This window comes from Streptomyces spiralis, from assembly GCF_014654675.1.
Taxonomy (GTDB): domain Bacteria; phylum Actinomycetota; class Actinomycetes; order Streptomycetales; family Streptomycetaceae; genus Streptomyces; species Streptomyces spiralis.
Window position 1 is genome coordinate 478,360 of record NZ_BNBC01000001.1, and the last position, 14,971, is coordinate 493,330.

Here is a 14,971-nt window from a genome sequence, read left to right on the forward strand (position 1 = left end):
GCCACAGCCACCCCCCGGGAACGCCGAAGAGCGACCACCCGGTTGGATGATCGCTCTTCGGTGCGTTCGCGTTACAGCCCTACCGGGCCGCAGTCAGCGCGCGGAGAGTCGGTACGACTCCGGAAGGTCTTACTTGACCTCGACGGAGGCGCCGGCGCCCTCGAGGGCCTCCTTGGCCTTGTCCGCGGCCTCCTTGTTGACCTTCTCCAGGACGGCCTTCGGCGCACCGTCGACCAGGTCCTTGGCCTCCTTCAGGCCCAGGGAGGTCAGCTCGCGCACGACCTTGATGACCTGGATCTTCTTGTCGCCGGCACCCGAGAGGATGACGTCGAACTCGTCCTTCTCCTCGACGGCCTCGGCGGCAGCGCCACCGGCGGCACCGCCGGCCATCACGACCGGGGCGGCAGCAGCGGCGGTGACGTCGAACTTCTCCTCGAAGGCCTTCACGAACTCGGAGAGCTCGATGAGGGTCATCTCCTCGAACTGCGCGAGCAGGTCTTCCTGGCTGAGCTTCGCCATGATGGGCGATCCTTCCACTAATTCGGCTGGTGCCGGATGTACATGAATGGCGGGCGTACGTCGGCCCGCTGTGACCCCTGCCGCCTCATGCGGCCTGGATCAGAAAGCGAGCCGAGTTACTCGGCACCGCCCTGCTCGGCCTGCTTGGCGCGCAGCGCGTCCACGGTGCGGACGAGCTTCGACGGCAGCGCCTGGAAGAGGGAGGCAGCCTGGGACTGCTTGCCCTTCATGGCACCGGCCAGCTTGCTGAGCAGAACCTCGCGGGACTCGAGGTCCGCAAGCTTCTTGATCTCGTCGGCGGACAGCGCCTTGCCGTCAAGGACACCGCCCTTGATGACGAGATTCGGGTTGTCCTTGGCGAAGTCACGGAGACCCTTCGCCGACTCCACCGGGTCTCCGGTGACGAAGGCGACGGCCGTCGGACCAGCGAAGAGCTGGTCGTCCAGCGTGATCCCGGCCTCGTTGGCCGCAATCTTGGTCAGCGTGTTCTTCACCACGGCGTACTGGGCGTTCTCACCGAGCGACCGGCGCAGCGTCTTGAGCTGCGCCACGGTGAGACCGCGGTACTCGGTCAGCACGGCGGCGCTGGAGCTGCGGAACTTGTCCGTCAGCTCCGCAACCGCGGCAGCCTTGTCGGGCCTCGCCATAGAGCCTCGGCCTCCTTCCGGGTGATTCGGACCGCGCGGACCCGAAGGAGGACTGGGGAAAACGAAACGCCCCGGCGCAGGCGCACGGGGCGGACTCGACCGGCCGAACGCACGACACGGGCGCGCACTCCGGGAGTTCTTCCACAGTCACCTGCGCGGGTCGCCCGCATTTTCAGCGGATCCTTCGGCCACCGCGGCTCTGGCGAGCACGCGGCAACGACCAGCGGTCTTTGGCTTCGCAAGGAGAGTACGGGAACGGGGCGGGCGAGAGCAAATCGGCCCGTACGGCCCGTGCCGGGCCCTACGGGCGCGACCGGGCGGGCGGGTCGGGAACTCGTGCCCGAGGCACCCTGCCCGGCCGCCTGCGACCTCATCAGGTCCTTGAAGTCCACCGTGTCGCCGGCCGGGGGGCACCTCGGTGGAGACCTTCACGCCGTAGTCCCTGTAGTGCGCCGTGCTGGCCATGGTGCCGTTGGACGACTCGCCCCGCTCGGCCTTCTTCACCAGCAGGTTCTGGTCGTTGATCCAGAGGTCGACGGTCTCGGTGGTGAGGCCCCATGGCGTCGCTCATTCGGCCGCCGGTGCAGGTGATCGTCATCGTGCCGGTCAGGCCGTCGCCCAAGGCGAGGCCGCCCTCGCCCTTCATGGACATCAGATCGCCGATGCTGGTCGTGCTCTCGACCCGGGCGGAGTCGGCCTTGCCGGTGGCGTCAGCGGCGTGCGCAGGGCCGCTGTGGGGCTCACGTGCGTCACACCCTGGCCGGCGGCCCCGCCGCCCTTGCCGGAGCCGTCGGAGGAACCGGAGCCGCAGGCGGCCACCCCCGCCGGCGCGGCCACGACCGCGACGGAGAGCGTCGCCCGGCGCACGGTCCCGTTCTTCATTCGTCCACCCCTGGGTGGTCGCGCAAGTGATCCCGGTCCCACGAAAAGCGACGAGCCCCGCACCGGAACGGTTGCGGGGCTCGTCGCCGACTTCAGGCCTGCCGTGGTGCTCAGACCGCGGCCGGGTCCTCCTCGACGAGGAGGTTGCGGGTGCGGTTCGGGTCGACCTGGATGCCGGGGCCCATCGTGGTGCTGATGGCGGCCTTCTTGATGTAGCGACCCTTGGCGGCGGACGGCTTCAGACGGAGGATCTCCTCCAGCGCGGCGCCGTAGTTCTCCACCAGCTTGGAGTCGTCGAACGACGTCTTGCCGATGATGAAGTGCAGGTTCGAGTGCTTGTCGACGCGGAACTCGATCTTGCCGCCCTTGATGTCGTTGACAGCCTTGACGACGTCCGGGGTCACGGTGCCGGTCTTGGGGTTCGGCATCAGACCACGGGGACCGAGCACACGGCCGAGGCGGCCGACCTTGCCCATGAGGTCCGGGGTGGCGACGACGGCGTCGAAGTCCAGACGGCCCTTCGACACCTCGTCGATCAGCTCGTCGGCGCCGACGATGTCGGCGCCCGCGGCACGCGCGGCCTCGGCACGGTCGCCGGTCGCGAAGACCAGGACCCGGGCGGTCTTACCGGTGCCGTGCGGAAGGTTCACGGTGCCACGGACCATCTGGTCGGCCTTGCGCGGGTCGACACCCAGACGGAAGGCGACCTCGACGGTGCCGTCGAACTTGGTCGTGGAGGTCTCCTTGGCGAGACGGACGGCCTCGAGCGGGGCGTACAGCTTCTCCCGGTCGACCTTGGCGTCCGCAGCGCGGAGAGCCTTGCTGCGCTTGCTCACAACTGCTCCTGTGGGTTCTGAAAGGAGTCGTGGTACGGGCCGAGCAGGCCCTGCCACGTGCGGCGCTGCGATCGGGCGATCACGGCCGCATACGTACTACGGGGTTGGGGTTCAGCCCTCGACGGTGACGCCCATGGAACGGGCGGTGCCGGCGATGATCTTCGCGGCGGCGTCCAGGTCGTTGGCGTTGAGGTCGGGCAGCTTGGTCTGGGCGATCTCGCGGACCTGCGCCTCGGTGATCTTGGCGACCTTGGTCTTGTGCGGCTCGCCGGAGCCCTTCTCCACGCCCGCGGCCTTGAGGATCATCTTGGCGGCCGGCGGAGTCTTGGTGATGAAGGTGAAGGAACGGTCCTCGTAGACCGTGATCTCCACCGGGATGACCCAACCGCGCTGCGACTCGGTCGCGGCGTTGTAGGCCTTGCAGAACTCCATGATGTTGACGCCGTGCTGACCCAGCGCCGGACCGACCGGCGGGGCCGGGTTGGCGGCGCCGGCCTGGATCTGGAGCTTGATGAGCCCCGTGACCTTCTTCTTCTTGGGAGGCATAGCTCTCCGGGTCCTTTCATTCGGGTCCATGCCCGCGCGAGTCGCGACCCTGACGCAGGCATACCGCACAACGATAACGGGTATAGATGCGCGGCTTAAAACCGAGCAGGTCAGACGGGCTGAGGCAGCCCGCCTGACCTGTTCGGAAGCGGTTCGTCCAGAACGAACAGTACGAACTAGTTCTTCTGGATCTGGTCGAAGGAGAGCTCGACCGGGGTCTCGCGGCCGAAGATCTCGACCAGGCCCTTGACCTTCTTCGAATCGGCGTTGATCTCGTTGATGGTCGCCTGCAGCGTGGCGAACGGGCCGTCGGTGACGGTGACCGAGTCGCCGACCTCGAAGTCCAGCACCTGGACCTCGACCTTGCGCTGCGGAGCCGGCTTGCCCTCGGCCTCGGCGGCCTCGCGGGCGGCCTTCTCCTCCGCCTCCGGGGCGAGCATCTTCACGATCTCGTCCAGGGACAGCGGGTAGGGGTCGTAGGCGTTGCCGACGAAGCCGGTGACGCCCGGCGTGTTGCGGACGACGCCCCAGGACTCGTTCGTCAGGTCCATGCGGACGAGCACGTAACCGGGCAGCTTGTTCTGCCGGACGGTCTTGCGCTCGCCGTTCTTGATCTGGACGATCTCTTCCTCGGGCACCTCGGCCTGGTAGATGAACTCCTCGACGTTCAGCGAGACGGCACGCTGCTCCAGGTTGGCCTTCACGCGCTTCTCGTAGCCGGCGTAGGTGTGGATCACGTACCACTCGCCGGGCAGCGTGCGCAGTTCCTCGCGGAGCTTGGTGACCGGGTCGAGCTCGGGCTCCTCGGCACCGGCCTCCTCCTCGGCGGCCGCCTCGGCCTCACCCTCGGCGGCCGCCTCCTCGGTGACCTGCTCCTCGACGTGGACGGCGGCCTCCTCGGCCGGCTCCCCCGCGGCGGCCTCGGCAGCCTGGGCCTCGTCGACCTCGTCCGCACCCTCGACGGTGTCGAGCTCGTCATCCACGGACTCGGTCGGCTCGATGGCGTCGTTCAGGTTCGGGTCAGACACGGTGGCTGCTTCTTCCTGGATACATAGGGGTGGAACATGCGAAAACGGGCGCCGGTAACCACGGCGCCCTTCGCTCTTGGCTCAGCCGAAGACGTACTTGGCCGCGTGGTTGAGCCCATAGTCAATCACGGTCACCAGGGCGATCATGATGGCCACGAAGAAGATCACCACGGTGGTGTAGGACGTCAGCTGGTTACGCGAGGGCCAGACGACCTTGCGGAGCTCCGCGATGATCTGCCGGTAGAAGAGCGCAAGGCGCTTCAGCGGGCCCTTCTTGGCGCGCTTGCCACCCTTGCGGGGCTTCTTCTTGGACTCCGTGACCTCGTCCTGGGCATCAGGCGTGTCGATGGAGCCCACGGCGTCCGTCATTCGTCCTCACCTGATTCCGGGTCGTGGCCGTGCCGCGCCCGGTCGAGCCGCACGGCGGTGCAGATTGCTGTACGTACATGCGCACACATCCTGGCGAAGGTGTGTGTAGCAGGGCCGGAGGGACTTGAACCCCCAACCGCTGGTTTTGGAGACCAGTGCTCTACCAATTGAGCTACGACCCTTTGTGTGTCCCCCAACGTACCGCATCCGAGCGTATGCCCGGTGTCCTTGTGGGCACCGGGTGCGGCGGCGGCTGCTGAAGGCCAACGAGGTGAGAGTGTACGTGGTCCGGAGCCGGTCGTCGAACAGAAAGTGTTCTTCGGTGCCCGTCGAAAGGAAGTCCGAGGGAAGCCGGAGGTCCGCCCGGGGGTGGAACCGGACGGCCCCGGAGGGCGGAAACGGACGGCTGTTCAGGGGTTAGACCGCTGCTGTTCAGTCCGTGAAACCCGCGTGCCCGGGGCGTTCGCAGTCTGGAACGATGGCGGTATGAGCGCTGCAACCCCTCCCACCGAGCGCCGGGTCTCCGCCCGAATCGGCGCGATCTCCGAGTCCGCCACCCTCGCCGTGGACGCCAAGGCGAAGGCCCTGAAGGCCGCCGGGCGTCCGGTGATCGGCTTCGGCGCCGGTGAGCCCGACTTCCCCACCCCCGACTACATCGTCGAAGCCGCCGTCGAGGCCTGCAAGAACCCGAAGTACCACCGGTACACCCCGGCCGGCGGCCTGCCCGAGCTGAAGTCCGCGATCGCCGCCAAGACGCTGCGCGATTCCGGCTGGGAGCCGGACGTCTCCCAGATCCTGGTCACCAACGGCGGCAAGCAGGCGATCTACGAGGCCTTCGCCGCGATCCTCGACCCGGGCGACGAGGTCATCGTGCCCGCGCCGTACTGGACGACGTACCCGGAGTCGATCCGCCTGGCCGGCGGTGTCCCGGTCGAGGTCGTCGCAGACGAGACCACCGGCTACCGGGTCACGGTCGAGCAGCTGGAGGCCGCCCGCACGGAGCGGACCAAGGTCGTCCTCTTCGTCTCCCCGTCCAACCCGACCGGCGCGGTCTACTCCGAGGCCGAGACCGAGGCGATCGGCCGCTGGGCCGTGGAGCACGGCCTGTGGGTGCTCACCGACGAGATCTACGAGCACCTGGTCTACGGCGACGCGGTGTCCGTGTCCCTGCCCGCGCTCCTGCCCGAGCTGCGCGACAAGTGCATCGTCGTCAACGGCGTGGCGAAGACGTACGCCATGACCGGCTGGCGGGTGGGCTGGATCATCGGCCCGAAGGACGTCGTGAAGGCCGCGACCAACCTCCAGTCGCACGCCACCTCGAACGTGTCGAACGTCGCCCAGGTGGCCGCCCTCGCCGCCGTCTCCGGCGACCTGGAGGCCGTCGCGAAGATGCGCGAGGCCTTCGACCGGCGCCGCAGGACCATCGTGCGCATGCTGAACGAGATCGACGGCGTCGTGTGCCCGGAGCCGGAGGGCGCCTTCTACGCCTACCCGTCGGTCAAGGCGCTGGTCGGCAAGGAGATCCGCGGCAAGCGCCCGCAGAACACGGTCGAGCTGGCCGCGCTGATCCTGGAGGAGGCCGAGGTCGCTGTCGTCCCGGGCGAGGCCTTCGGCACGCCGGGCTACCTGCGCCTGTCCTACGCCCTCGGTGACGAGGACCTGGTGGAGGGCGTGAGCCGGATCCAGAAGCTGCTGGCGGAGGCGCGGGACTGACCTCCCACGCGCGTGTGCGGGCCGTTTCCCTTCAGGGGAGACGGCCCGTACGTCTGTGCGGGCAAGACCACGAACGGGGAAACGGCTACCGGGACCGGGGGAGGTACGGCAGGATCCTGGAATGGAGCGTGTACGTGATGTCTCTGAGCTGCCGAAGGCCCATCTGCACCTGCACTTCACCGGGTCGATGCGGCCCACCACCCTGCTGGAACTGGCCGACAAGTACGGCGTACGGCTGCCCGAGGCCCTGACGGAGGCCCTGACCAGCGGGGAGCCGCCGAGGCTGCGGGCGACCGACGAGCGGGGCTGGTTCCGCTTCCAGCGGCTGTACGACGCGGCGCGTTCCTGCCTGCGGGAGCCGGAGGACATCCGGCGGCTGGTGCGGGAGGCCGCCGAGGAGGACCTCCGGGACGGCTCGGGCTGGCTGGAGATCCAGGTCGACCCGACCTCGTACGCCCCGCGGCTGGGCGGGCTGATCCCGGCGCTGGAGATCATCCTGGACGCGGTCGACACCGCCTCCCGGGAGACGGGCCTGGGCATGCGGGTCGTGGTGGCGGCCAACCGTATGAAGCATCCCCTGGACGCGCGGACGCTGGCCCGCCTGGCCGTGCGCTACCGGGACCGCGGCGTGGTCGGCTTCGGCCTGTCCAACGACGAACGCCGGGGCATGGCGCGGGACTTCGACCGGGCGTTCGCGATCGCCCGGGACGGCGGCCTGTTCGCGGCGCCGCACGGCGGGGAGCTGACGGGCCCGGCGTCGGTCCGTGACTGCCTGGACGATCTGCACGCCCACCGCGTGGGCCACGGAGTGCGCGCGGCGGAGGACCCGCGGCTGCTGCGGCGCCTCGCCGACCGGGGCGTGACCTGCGAGGTGTGCCCGGCGTCGAACGTGGCCCTCGGCGTCTACGAGAAGCCGGAGGACGTGCCCCTGCGGACCCTCTACGACGCGGGCGTCCCGATGGCCCTCGGCGCCGACGATCCTCTGCTGTTCGGCTCGCGGCTGGCGGCCCAGTACGACATCGCCCGCCGCCATCACGCCTTCACGGACACGGAACTGGCCGAACTGGCCCGCCAGTCGATCCGCGCCTCGGCCGCCCCGGAGGACGTACGGGCGAAGCTGCTGTCCGGGGTGGACGACTGGCTCAGCGCCCCGGTCGCCTGAAGTGGGCGTAGGGCGGGTAGGGCTTGAAGCAGATCACGATCTCGGGGCCGCGGTACCGATCCGGGCCGGTGCCCGCCCGTAGACCGGGCAGGTTCGTCACGAAGGCCGCGTGTCCCTTGGCCACGTGTCTCATCCGCGGCCCCCGGCCGGCCGCGTGGGCGAAGGCCGTCGCGGCCTCGGCGAAGACGTCCCGGCTGCCGATCAGGAAGTGCGTGCGCGCGTGGGTGAGCTGCCGCAGATCGTCCCGCCCGCGGTTCCGGCGCCATTCGCCGAAGCGGTCCTGCCGCTCGCGCCAGGACGCCGCGTCGCGGGCCGTGCGGGCCTCGTCGGTCCGGACGGTCAGCGGTGTGCCCGGCCCGAGCCTGCGGCGCAGCTGGGGCCACCGGCTGGGCCGCAGGCCGTAGGAGTGGTGGACCAGGACCAGGTCGACCCGCTCGCCGACGCCCTCGTCGGGCGGGACGCCGTCGCGGAGCGGCACGTGGACGACGGTGTGCCGGGAGTAGGCGGCGAAGGAGAACAGACCGGCGAGCCGGCTGAGGCCGTCGTGGTCGCCCATGAGGAGGCCGTACGACTCCGGGTCGCGCAGTGAGGTGTGCCGCAGCGGCCGGAGGGGCTGGACGATCCGGTGTTCGTGCGGGCCGGTGCGCGGCCGGAACTGGCGCAGTCTCAGCCGCATGCGCGGCGCCGGGCGGTGCGGTCGGCCGGGGTTGTCGTGTCCGGGGTTGTCGTCTCTGAGGTTGTCGTCTCTGGAGTTGTCGACTCCGGGGTTGTCATGCCCTCAGCGTCGCGGTCACCGGCGGCCGTCGGCAACGGAGATTCCGGCGAGCAGGGCGCGGGCCAGGCGGGGGGCGAAGTCGTCCAGGGGCGGCCGTTCGCCCGTGGGGGTGGAGTCGTAGGCGAAGGCGCGCTGGGCGCAGGCGCCGAGGAGGAGGGAGGCGGCGGCGAAGGTGTCGGCGTCGGGACCGATCCGGCCGAGGGCCTGTTCGGCGCGGAGGTAGGCGTCCAGTTCCTCGATGGGCAGGTGAGGGCCGGAGCCCATCTGCCGCATCGCCTCGTCGTGGCGGCGCTTGAGTTGGGTCTCGGCGTACAGGGAGGCCGCGATCGGGAAGCTCTGCTCGTAGAAGAGGGCGGCCTGGCGGGCGATCTCGGTGAGGTTCTCCTCGGGGGTGCGGCGGCCCGGCTCGGCGGCGAGGCTGCGCAGGAGCGGGGTCAGCCGGGGCAGCCGCTCCCGCAGCACCTGGATGAACAGCTCCTCCTTGCTCGGGAAGTACTTGTAGAGCGCCGCTTCGGAGCAGCCGGCCGCCTTGGCGATCTCCTTGGTGGTGGCGCGGGCGAGCCCGACGGTGAGCATCAGCTCATGGGCGGCGTCGAGGACACGGACGCGGGCCGGTTTCTGCTCCATGGTGCCCAAGGATTTCATGGCGGGTCCGAGTGGCTTGACGGGTGAGTGAGTACTTACTCACCCTAGGGGAGAACATGGTGAGTGAACACTCACCCACCTCGGGCAACCAGGAGAGCCATCATGAACCTCACCGTCTTCGGCGCCACGGGCGGCATCGGCCAGGAGATCGTCCGGCAGGCGCTGGCCGCCGGTCACCAGGTGACCGCCGTCGTACGTGACCCGGCCCGGCTGACCGTGACCGGCCGGGGCCTGGAGGTGTTCCGCGCCGACCTGGCCTCCCCGGAGGCCGTGCGTCCGGCCGTGGCGGGCCGGGACGCGGTGCTGTCCGGACTGGGCGCGCGCAGCCGCAAGGACGCCGGGGTGGCGACCCGGCTCACCCGTACGGTGCTGGGCGCAATGGAGGCGGAAGGGGTACGGCGGCTGCTCGTGGTCAGCGCGGGCCCGGTGGGCCCCGAGCCGGCCGACGCCGGCGCCGTGGACCGGACGGCGCGCAAGGTGATCTCGGCGCTCCTGAAGGACGTCTACGCCGACCTGCGCGAGATGGAGGCCGAACTGGCCCGCAGCACCACGGACTGGACGGTGGTCCGCCCGCCCCGCCTCCAGAACAAGCCCCTGACCGGCACCTACCGCACGGTCATCGGCGGCTTCCCGCCCCACGGCCGCTTCATCGCCCGCGCGGACGTGGCCCACGCGATGCTGACCATGCTCGACGACCCGGCGACGGTGAAGCAGGGCGTCGGGGTGGCGTACTGACGCCCGTCGGCGGGGTGTCTCCCCCGGAGGCCTGCCGTCAGAGGCTCACGCCCACTGTCACCGGCTCGTTCACCAGGGTGATGCCGAACGCCTCGCGGACCCCGGCCACGACCTCGCGGGCCAGGGCCAGCAGGTCCTCGGTGGTCGCCCCGCCGCGGTTGGTGAGGGCGAGGGTGTGCTTGGTGGAGATCCGGGCCGGCCCGCTGCCGTAGCCCTTGGTGAAGCCCGCCTTGTCGATCAGCCAGGCCGCCGAGGTCTTGGTGTGGCCCTCGCCGGCCGGGTACGCGGGCGGCTCGACGCCCTCGCCCAGCCGCTCCCGCACGCGCGCGCGGAACACGGCGAAGTCGGCGTCCGTGAGGATCGGGTTGGTGAAGAAGGACCCTGCCGACCAGGTGTCGTGGTCCTCGGGGTCCAGCACCATGCCCTTCCCGGCGCGCAGCTTCAGCACCGTGTCCCGGGCGGTGGCCAGCGGCACCCTGTCGCCCGCCGCCACGCCCAGCACCCGCGCCGTCTCGGCGTACTTGACGGGCGCCGACAGCCCTCCGGCGTCCTCCAGCTCGAAGCGGACGCGCAGGACGACGTACCGCTCGGGGTCGGCCTTGAAGCGGCTGTGGCGGTAGGAGAACGCGCACTCCTCGTTGGCCAGGGTCACCGTCTCGCCCGCCCTGCGGTCGTAGGCGACGACCTCGGTGATGGTGGCGGAGACCTCCTGGCCGTACGCCCCGACGTTCTGGATCGGGGTGGCGCCCGCGGAGCCCGGGATGCCGGACAGGCATTCGATGCCGGCGAGCCCCGCCTCGACGGCGCGGGCGACCGCGTCGGTCCACACCTCGCCGGCGGCCAGCTCCAGCGTCGTGCCGCGGAGCTCGAAGCCGCGGGTGGCGATGCGCAGGGCGGTGCCGTCGAAGCCCTTGTCACCGATGACCAGGTTCGAGCCGCCGCCGATCACCAGCAGCGGCGTACCGGCGGCGTCGGCCTCGCGGACGGCGGCGATCACCTCGGCGTCGGTCGTCGCGGTGATCAGCCGGGTCGCGGGGCCGCCCAGCCGGAAGGTGGTCAGCGGGGCCAGGGGCGCGTCGTGGAGTTCCTGCACGCGCCCAAGACTACGAGACCCCGCCGACAGCCCCGTACGCCGACGACGCGCCCGGTGCGCGGGCCGTCAGGCCAGTCGTACGACCGCGCGGGACATCCCGAGGACCTTCTGGCCCTCGCTGGTCGCCGTCAGGTCGACCCGCACGGTGTTGTCGTCGAGCTTGGCCGCGACCTTGCCGACGACCTCGATCAGGGCCCCCTTGTCGTCGTTCGGGACGACGACGGGCTTGGTGAAGCGCACGCCGTACTCCACGACGGCACCGGGGTCGCCCACCCAGTCGGTGACGACGCGGATCGCCTCGGCCATGGTGAACATGCCGTGCGCGATCACGTCCGGCAGCCCGACCTCCTTGGCGAACTTCTCGTTCCAGTGGATCGGGTTGAAGTCCCCGGACGCGCCCGCGTACTGCACGAGGGTGGCGCGGGTCACGGGGAAGGTCTGGGCCGGCAGTTCGGTGCCGACCTCGACGTCGTCGTAGGCGATCTTCGCCGTCATCGGTTCCTCACGCCTCCTCGGCCGCGCGGGCCACCAGCTTGGTCCATGCGGTCACGACGTGCTCGCCCGCCTCGTCGTGCACCTCGCCACGGATGTCCAGGATGTCGTTGCCGGCCAGGGACTTGATCGCCTCGATGGTGGAGGTGACCGTCAGCCGGTCACCGGCCCGCACCGGCCGGGTGTAGGCGAACTTCTGGTCGCCGTGCACCACACGGCTGTAGTCGAGGCCGAGCTGCGGGTCCTGGACGACCTGTCCGGCGGCCTTGAAGGTGATCGCGAAGACGAAGGTCGGCGGGGCGATCACATCGGAGTGGCCGAGCGCCTTGGCCGCCTCGGGGTCCGTGTACGCCGGGTTGGCGTCCCCCACGGCCTCCGCGAACTCGCGGATCTTCTCCCGGCCCACCTCGTAGGGGGCGGTGGGCGGGTAGGACCGCCCCACGAAGGTCTGGTCGAGCGCCATGGCTCGGCACCTCCTGGTGTCAGCTGTGGTCGTGCGGATGGTTCAGATGGATCAGTCGCGGATCAACGGGATCAGCGGGATCAGCAGGATCAGAAACAACATGAGGCCGCCCCCTGGTGCGGGGGCGGCCTCATGTATGAGCCTGATTTATCGCGTCTCGCGGTGCGCGGTGTGCGCGTTGCAACGCGGGCAGTGCTTCTTCATCTCAAGACGGTCCGGGTTGTTACGCCGATTCTTCTTGGTGATGTAGTTCCGCTCCTTGCACTCCACGCAGGCCAGCGTGATCTTCGGGCGGACGTCGGTGGCAGCCACGTGAGTGCTCCTTGACGAACGGGTAGTTATTAACGCAAGAAAGAGTAGCCGATCGAAGGACCGACCCCGCAATCGGCTACTGTGAGTAGCGGTGACCGGACTTGAACCGGTGACACAGCGATTATGAGCCGCTTGCTCTACCGACTGAGCTACACCGCTGCGATGCGATCGGACCCCGCCTTGCGACGGGAACCTCTCACACCAGAGCCCCAAAACGGAATCGAACCGTTGACCTTCTCCTTACCATGGAGACGCTCTGCCGACTGAGCTATTGGGGCGAGCGATGAAGACATTACACGCTCCGCGGCCGTTCGCCCAAATCCGTTCCGCGCTCCCCGCGTCCGGGTCCGGAGCCCGATGACCCCGTGGCCACACCGGTACGACTATTGCGCCCCTCCCCCCTCCCGGCGGGCGGTCGCCATAGGCTCGACGCACTCTGCGTGATCTTGCGTCCCGTGTCCGCTCGGGCCCCCTGTCCTTCGTCTCCCGCCAGCCCTCGCCTGTCGTACCTGGAGTGCGATGCCCCCCGGTCAGCCACAGCCGCCCCACTCGTCCCCACCGCACGGTCCCTCCGGCGGTCCGCCGGAACCGGACGGCCTGCTGCTGTGCGGGGCCCGGCTGACCGACGGGCGCACCGTGGACGTACGACTGGCCGGCGGGCGCATCGAGGCGGTCGGCACGGCGGGCAGCCTCGGCCGCAGCTCGGGCAGGGGCCCCGGAAGGGCCGGCGCGTTCGACACGCCCGCCACGCCCGACAGGCCCGACACAGCGGGCGAGCCGAGGCAGCCGGGGGAACGGAGGGAACCAGGGGCACCCGGCGGGCCTGACAAGGCGAGCGGACCGGGCAGGCCGGGCGGGGGTGCCCCGCGGGACGGCGGCGCCCGTCTGGACCTCACCGGCTATCTGCTCCTGCCGGCCCCGGCGGAGCCGCACGCCCACGCCGACACCGCGCTGACCGCCGACAGCGGCGGCCCCGTCTCGTACGACGCGGAGGACGTCCAGCGGCGGGCGACCGAGGCCGCGCTGCTGCAGCTCGGCCACGGGGCGACCGCCTTGCGCGCACACGTGCGCGTGGGCGACGTCCAGGGACTGGGCGCCCTGAAGGCGGTCCTGCGGGCGCGCCGGGCGCTGCGTGGACTCACCGAGCTGACGACGGTGGCGGTGCCGCGCGTGCTGACGGGCGCGGCCGGCGCGGACGGGCTGGCGATGCTGCGGGACGCGGTGAAGATGGGCGCGTGCGTGGTGGGCGGCTGCCCTGACGTGGATCCCGACCCCACGGGCTATGTGGAGGCGGTCCTGGAGGTCGCCTCCGAGCACGGCCGCCCGGTCGACCTGCACACCGACGGCACGGACCCGGCCCGCCTGGCCCGTATCGCGGCGATGGCGGGCGGGCTGCGCCCCGGAGTGACGCTCAGCCCGTGCGGCGGCCTGTCGAGGCTGCCCGCCGAGGCGGCCGCGCGCGCCGCGGAGCAGCTGGCCGCTGCCGGGGTGACGGTGGTGTGCCTGCCGCAGGGCGGCTGCGCGGGCGCGGAGGGGCCCGGGACGGCTCCGGTACGGCTGCTGCGGGCGGCCGGGGTACGGGTGGCCGCGGGCAGCGGCGCCCTACGGGACGTGTCGAACCCGGTGGGGCGCGGCGACCCGCTGGAGGCGGCCTACCTGCTGGCCTCGCACCACGGACTGCGCCCCGAGGACGCGTACGACGCGGTGAGCGCGTCGGCCCGCGCGGTGCTCGGCCTGCCCGAGGTACGCGTGGAGGCGGGCTTCGCCGCCGAACTGCTCGCCGTGCGCGGCGAACGGCTCGCGGGGGCGCTGTCGCTCGCGTACAGCCGGATCGTGGTGCACCAGGGGCGCGTGGTGGCACGGACCAGCGCGGTGCGCGAGTTCTGCGATTCGGCCGCGTCGGTGGAGCTGGGGCTGCCGAGGCAGGGGCGGGGGGAGCTGTCGTAGAAAGCCGCAGAGGAGAGGGGGCGCAGGGGAGTTGGCCTCAAGTCGTGCGGCGGACGGGGCCGTCCGGGCGTACGGTCGGAAACATGCGCATTGTCATCGCTGGTGGTCATGGTCAGATCGCGCTGCGGCTGGAGCGGCTGCTCACCGCGCGCGGGGACGAGGTCGCGGGGATCATCCGCCGCGCCGAACAGGGCGACGACCTGCGGGCGGCCGGCGCCGAACCGGTCGTGCTGGATCTGGAGTCCGCCTCGGTGGAGGAGGTCGCCGAACGGCTGCGGGGCGCCGACGCGGCGGTGTTCGCCGCGGGCGCGGGTCCGGGCAGCGGCGCGGCCCGCAAGGACACGGTGGACAAGGCCGCGGCGGTGCTGTTCGCGGACGCGGCGGTCCGGGCGGGCGTCCGGCGCCACCTGGTGGTGTCCTCCATGGGCGCGGACGCCCGGCACAGGGGCGACGACGTCTTCGACGTGTACCTGCGCGCCAAGGGCGCCGCGGACGATCACGTACGCGCCCAGGAGGCCCTCGACTGGACGATCCTGCGCCCCGGTTCGCTGACCGACGAGCCGGGCACCGGGCAGGTCCGTCTGGAGGCCCACACCGGTCGCGGCTCGGTCCCCCGCGACGACGTGGCCACTGTCCTGGCCGAGCTGGTGGACACCCCGGCGACGGCCGGCCTGACCCTGGAACTCATCGGCGGCTCGACCCCGGTGTCGGTGGCGGTGAAGTCGGTGGCGGGGAACTGAGGGGAAGCGATTCCCGAGGAGACTCTCTCCGCGCCGCGTCGGCGCCGACGCCGGCGGAGTGAGTCTC

17 protein-coding genes, 3 tRNA genes and 1 pseudogene are annotated in these 14,971 nt (G+C 70.9%); 5 read left to right on the top strand and 16 right to left on the bottom strand.

Annotated elements, in window-relative coordinates; all coding sequences use genetic code 11:
• Positions 1 to 129 precede the first annotated feature (129 nt).
• The 8 genes and pseudogenes from rplL to IE318_RS02225 all read right to left on the bottom strand — a co-directional run bounded on the left by rplL (position 130) and on the right by IE318_RS02225 (position 5,009).
• The gene (gene rplL, locus IE318_RS02190; RefSeq protein ID WP_030174473.1) at positions 130 to 519 is read right to left on the bottom strand and encodes a 50S ribosomal protein L7/L12; all 390 of its coding nucleotides are present in this window, start codon (positions 517 to 519) and stop codon (positions 130 to 132) included.
• 116 nt (positions 520 to 635) lie between these two features.
• Positions 636 to 1,166 (bottom strand): 50S ribosomal protein L10, encoded by a 531-nt coding sequence (gene rplJ, locus IE318_RS02195; protein WP_030174471.1) that lies wholly within the window; start codon positions 1,164 to 1,166, stop codon positions 636 to 638.
• A 341-nt stretch (positions 1,167 to 1,507) separates the two neighbouring features.
• Positions 1,508 to 2,048 (bottom strand): annotated as a pseudogene (locus IE318_RS46945) (SCO4651 family lipoprotein); the annotation flags it as partial.
• Positions 2,049 to 2,158: 110 nt separating this feature from the next.
• Complete coding sequence (rplA, locus tag IE318_RS02205) at positions 2,159 to 2,884, bottom strand: 50S ribosomal protein L1 (RefSeq protein ID WP_030174468.1); 726 nt, start codon at positions 2,882 to 2,884, stop codon at positions 2,159 to 2,161.
• A 111-nt stretch (positions 2,885 to 2,995) separates the two neighbouring features.
• The gene (gene rplK / locus IE318_RS02210) at positions 2,996 to 3,430 is read right to left on the bottom strand and encodes a 50S ribosomal protein L11 (protein ID WP_019756559.1); all 435 of its coding nucleotides are present in this window, start codon (positions 3,428 to 3,430) and stop codon (positions 2,996 to 2,998) included.
• Between the two features lie 176 nt (positions 3,431 to 3,606).
• Positions 3,607 to 4,458 (bottom strand): transcription termination/antitermination protein NusG, encoded by an 852-nt coding sequence (gene nusG / locus IE318_RS02215; RefSeq protein ID WP_189895728.1) that lies wholly within the window; start codon positions 4,456 to 4,458, stop codon positions 3,607 to 3,609.
• An 81-nt stretch (positions 4,459 to 4,539) separates the two neighbouring features.
• The gene (gene secE / locus IE318_RS02220; protein WP_030174459.1) at positions 4,540 to 4,827 is read right to left on the bottom strand and encodes a preprotein translocase subunit SecE; all 288 of its coding nucleotides are present in this window, start codon (positions 4,825 to 4,827) and stop codon (positions 4,540 to 4,542) included.
• A gap of 109 nt (positions 4,828 to 4,936) precedes the next feature.
• Positions 4,937 to 5,009: transfer RNA gene (locus tag IE318_RS02225), tRNA-Trp, on the bottom strand.
• Positions 5,010 to 5,313: 304 nt separating this feature from the next.
• Here IE318_RS02225 and IE318_RS02230 point away from each other — a divergent pair.
• A complete protein-coding gene (locus IE318_RS02230) occupies positions 5,314 to 6,540 on the top strand; it encodes a pyridoxal phosphate-dependent aminotransferase (RefSeq protein ID WP_030174456.1) in 1,227 nt (408 codons plus the stop codon).
• A gap of 121 nt (positions 6,541 to 6,661) precedes the next feature.
• A complete protein-coding gene (locus IE318_RS02235) occupies positions 6,662 to 7,702 on the top strand; it encodes an adenosine deaminase (RefSeq protein ID WP_189895729.1) in 1,041 nt (346 codons plus the stop codon).
• Here IE318_RS02235 and IE318_RS02240 read toward each other — a convergent pair.
• Both IE318_RS02240 and IE318_RS02245 read right to left on the bottom strand, forming a co-directional pair.
• Positions 7,683 to 8,378 carry a hypothetical protein gene (locus IE318_RS02240; protein WP_189895730.1) on the bottom strand — a complete coding sequence of 232 codons (696 nt, stop codon included), beginning with the start codon at positions 8,376 to 8,378 and terminating at the stop codon, positions 7,683 to 7,685. The genes IE318_RS02235 and IE318_RS02240 overlap by 20 nt on opposite strands.
• A gap of 114 nt (positions 8,379 to 8,492) precedes the next feature.
• Positions 8,493 to 9,104: a TetR/AcrR family transcriptional regulator gene (locus tag IE318_RS02245; RefSeq protein ID WP_189895731.1), complete on the bottom strand. Its 612-nt coding sequence runs from the start codon at positions 9,102 to 9,104 to the stop codon at positions 8,493 to 8,495.
• 120 nt (positions 9,105 to 9,224) lie between these two features.
• Here IE318_RS02245 and IE318_RS02250 point away from each other — a divergent pair, with 120 nt between their 5' ends.
• On the top strand, positions 9,225 to 9,857 hold the full coding sequence (locus IE318_RS02250; protein WP_189895732.1) for an NAD(P)-dependent oxidoreductase: 633 nt from the start codon (positions 9,225 to 9,227) through the stop codon (positions 9,855 to 9,857).
• 37 nt (positions 9,858 to 9,894) lie between these two features.
• Here the strand turns inward: IE318_RS02250 and IE318_RS02255 are convergent, their stop codons facing one another.
• From IE318_RS02255 to IE318_RS02280, 6 genes are all read right to left on the bottom strand, one after another.
• Positions 9,895 to 10,950, bottom strand: a complete 1,056-nt coding sequence (locus tag IE318_RS02255) for a UDP-N-acetylmuramate dehydrogenase (RefSeq protein ID WP_189895733.1) — start codon at positions 10,948 to 10,950, stop codon at positions 9,895 to 9,897.
• A gap of 66 nt (positions 10,951 to 11,016) precedes the next feature.
• A complete protein-coding gene (locus IE318_RS02260; protein WP_030174439.1) occupies positions 11,017 to 11,445 on the bottom strand; it encodes a MaoC family dehydratase in 429 nt (142 codons plus the stop codon).
• Between the two features lie 7 nt (positions 11,446 to 11,452).
• The gene (locus IE318_RS02265) at positions 11,453 to 11,905 is read right to left on the bottom strand and encodes a MaoC family dehydratase N-terminal domain-containing protein (RefSeq protein ID WP_030174437.1); all 453 of its coding nucleotides are present in this window, start codon (positions 11,903 to 11,905) and stop codon (positions 11,453 to 11,455) included.
• Positions 11,906 to 12,052: 147 nt separating this feature from the next.
• Complete coding sequence (gene rpmG / locus IE318_RS02270) at positions 12,053 to 12,217, bottom strand: 50S ribosomal protein L33 (protein WP_003948671.1); 165 nt, start codon at positions 12,215 to 12,217, stop codon at positions 12,053 to 12,055.
• An 86-nt stretch (positions 12,218 to 12,303) separates the two neighbouring features.
• Positions 12,304 to 12,376, bottom strand: a tRNA-Met gene (locus tag IE318_RS02275).
• A gap of 46 nt (positions 12,377 to 12,422) precedes the next feature.
• Positions 12,423 to 12,495: transfer RNA gene (locus IE318_RS02280), tRNA-Thr, on the bottom strand.
• Between the two features lie 241 nt (positions 12,496 to 12,736).
• On the opposite strand from IE318_RS02280, the gene IE318_RS02285 reads away from it, so the two are divergent.
• On the top strand, positions 12,737 to 14,164 hold the full coding sequence (locus IE318_RS02285) for an amidohydrolase family protein (RefSeq protein ID WP_229903286.1): 1,428 nt from the start codon (positions 12,737 to 12,739) through the stop codon (positions 14,162 to 14,164).
• A gap of 83 nt (positions 14,165 to 14,247) precedes the next feature.
• Positions 14,248 to 14,904, top strand: coding sequence for an NAD(P)H-binding protein (locus IE318_RS02290; RefSeq protein ID WP_189895734.1), 657 nt, complete (start codon positions 14,248 to 14,250; stop codon positions 14,902 to 14,904).
• Positions 14,905 to 14,971: the final 67 nt, after the last annotated feature.

What these genes read in the sequence shown, in the direction of transcription:
- IE318_RS02230 (WP_030174456.1), top strand. Translation starts at nt 5,314, where the DNA reads ATGAGCGCTGCAACCCCTCCCACCGAGCGCCGGGTCTCCGCCCGAATC.
- IE318_RS02250 (WP_189895732.1), top strand. Translation starts at nt 9,225, where the DNA reads ATGAACCTCACCGTCTTCGGCGCCACGGGCGGCATCGGCCAGGAGATC.
- IE318_RS02240 (WP_189895730.1), bottom strand. Translation starts at nt 8,378, where the DNA reads ATGCGGCTGAGACTGCGCCAGTTCCGGCCGCGCACCGGCCCGCACGAA.
- IE318_RS02260 (WP_030174439.1), bottom strand. Translation starts at nt 11,445, where the DNA reads ATGACGGCGAAGATCGCCTACGACGACGTCGAGGTCGGCACCGAACTG.
- rplK (WP_019756559.1), bottom strand. Translation starts at nt 3,430, where the DNA reads ATGCCTCCCAAGAAGAAGAAGGTCACGGGGCTCATCAAGCTCCAGATC.
- IE318_RS02285 (WP_229903286.1), top strand. Translation starts at nt 12,737, where the DNA reads ATGCCCCCCGGTCAGCCACAGCCGCCCCACTCGTCCCCACCGCACGGT.
- IE318_RS02235 (WP_189895729.1), top strand. Translation starts at nt 6,662, where the DNA reads ATGGAGCGTGTACGTGATGTCTCTGAGCTGCCGAAGGCCCATCTGCAC.
- secE (WP_030174459.1), bottom strand. Translation starts at nt 4,827, where the DNA reads ATGACGGACGCCGTGGGCTCCATCGACACGCCTGATGCCCAGGACGAG.
- rplL (WP_030174473.1), bottom strand. Translation starts at nt 519, where the DNA reads ATGGCGAAGCTCAGCCAGGAAGACCTGCTCGCGCAGTTCGAGGAGATG.
- IE318_RS02290 (WP_189895734.1), top strand. Translation starts at nt 14,248, where the DNA reads ATGCGCATTGTCATCGCTGGTGGTCATGGTCAGATCGCGCTGCGGCTG.
- IE318_RS02265 (WP_030174437.1), bottom strand. Translation starts at nt 11,905, where the DNA reads ATGGCGCTCGACCAGACCTTCGTGGGGCGGTCCTACCCGCCCACCGCC.
- IE318_RS02245 (WP_189895731.1), bottom strand. Translation starts at nt 9,104, where the DNA reads ATGGAGCAGAAACCGGCCCGCGTCCGTGTCCTCGACGCCGCCCATGAG.
- rplJ (WP_030174471.1), bottom strand. Translation starts at nt 1,166, where the DNA reads ATGGCGAGGCCCGACAAGGCTGCCGCGGTTGCGGAGCTGACGGACAAG.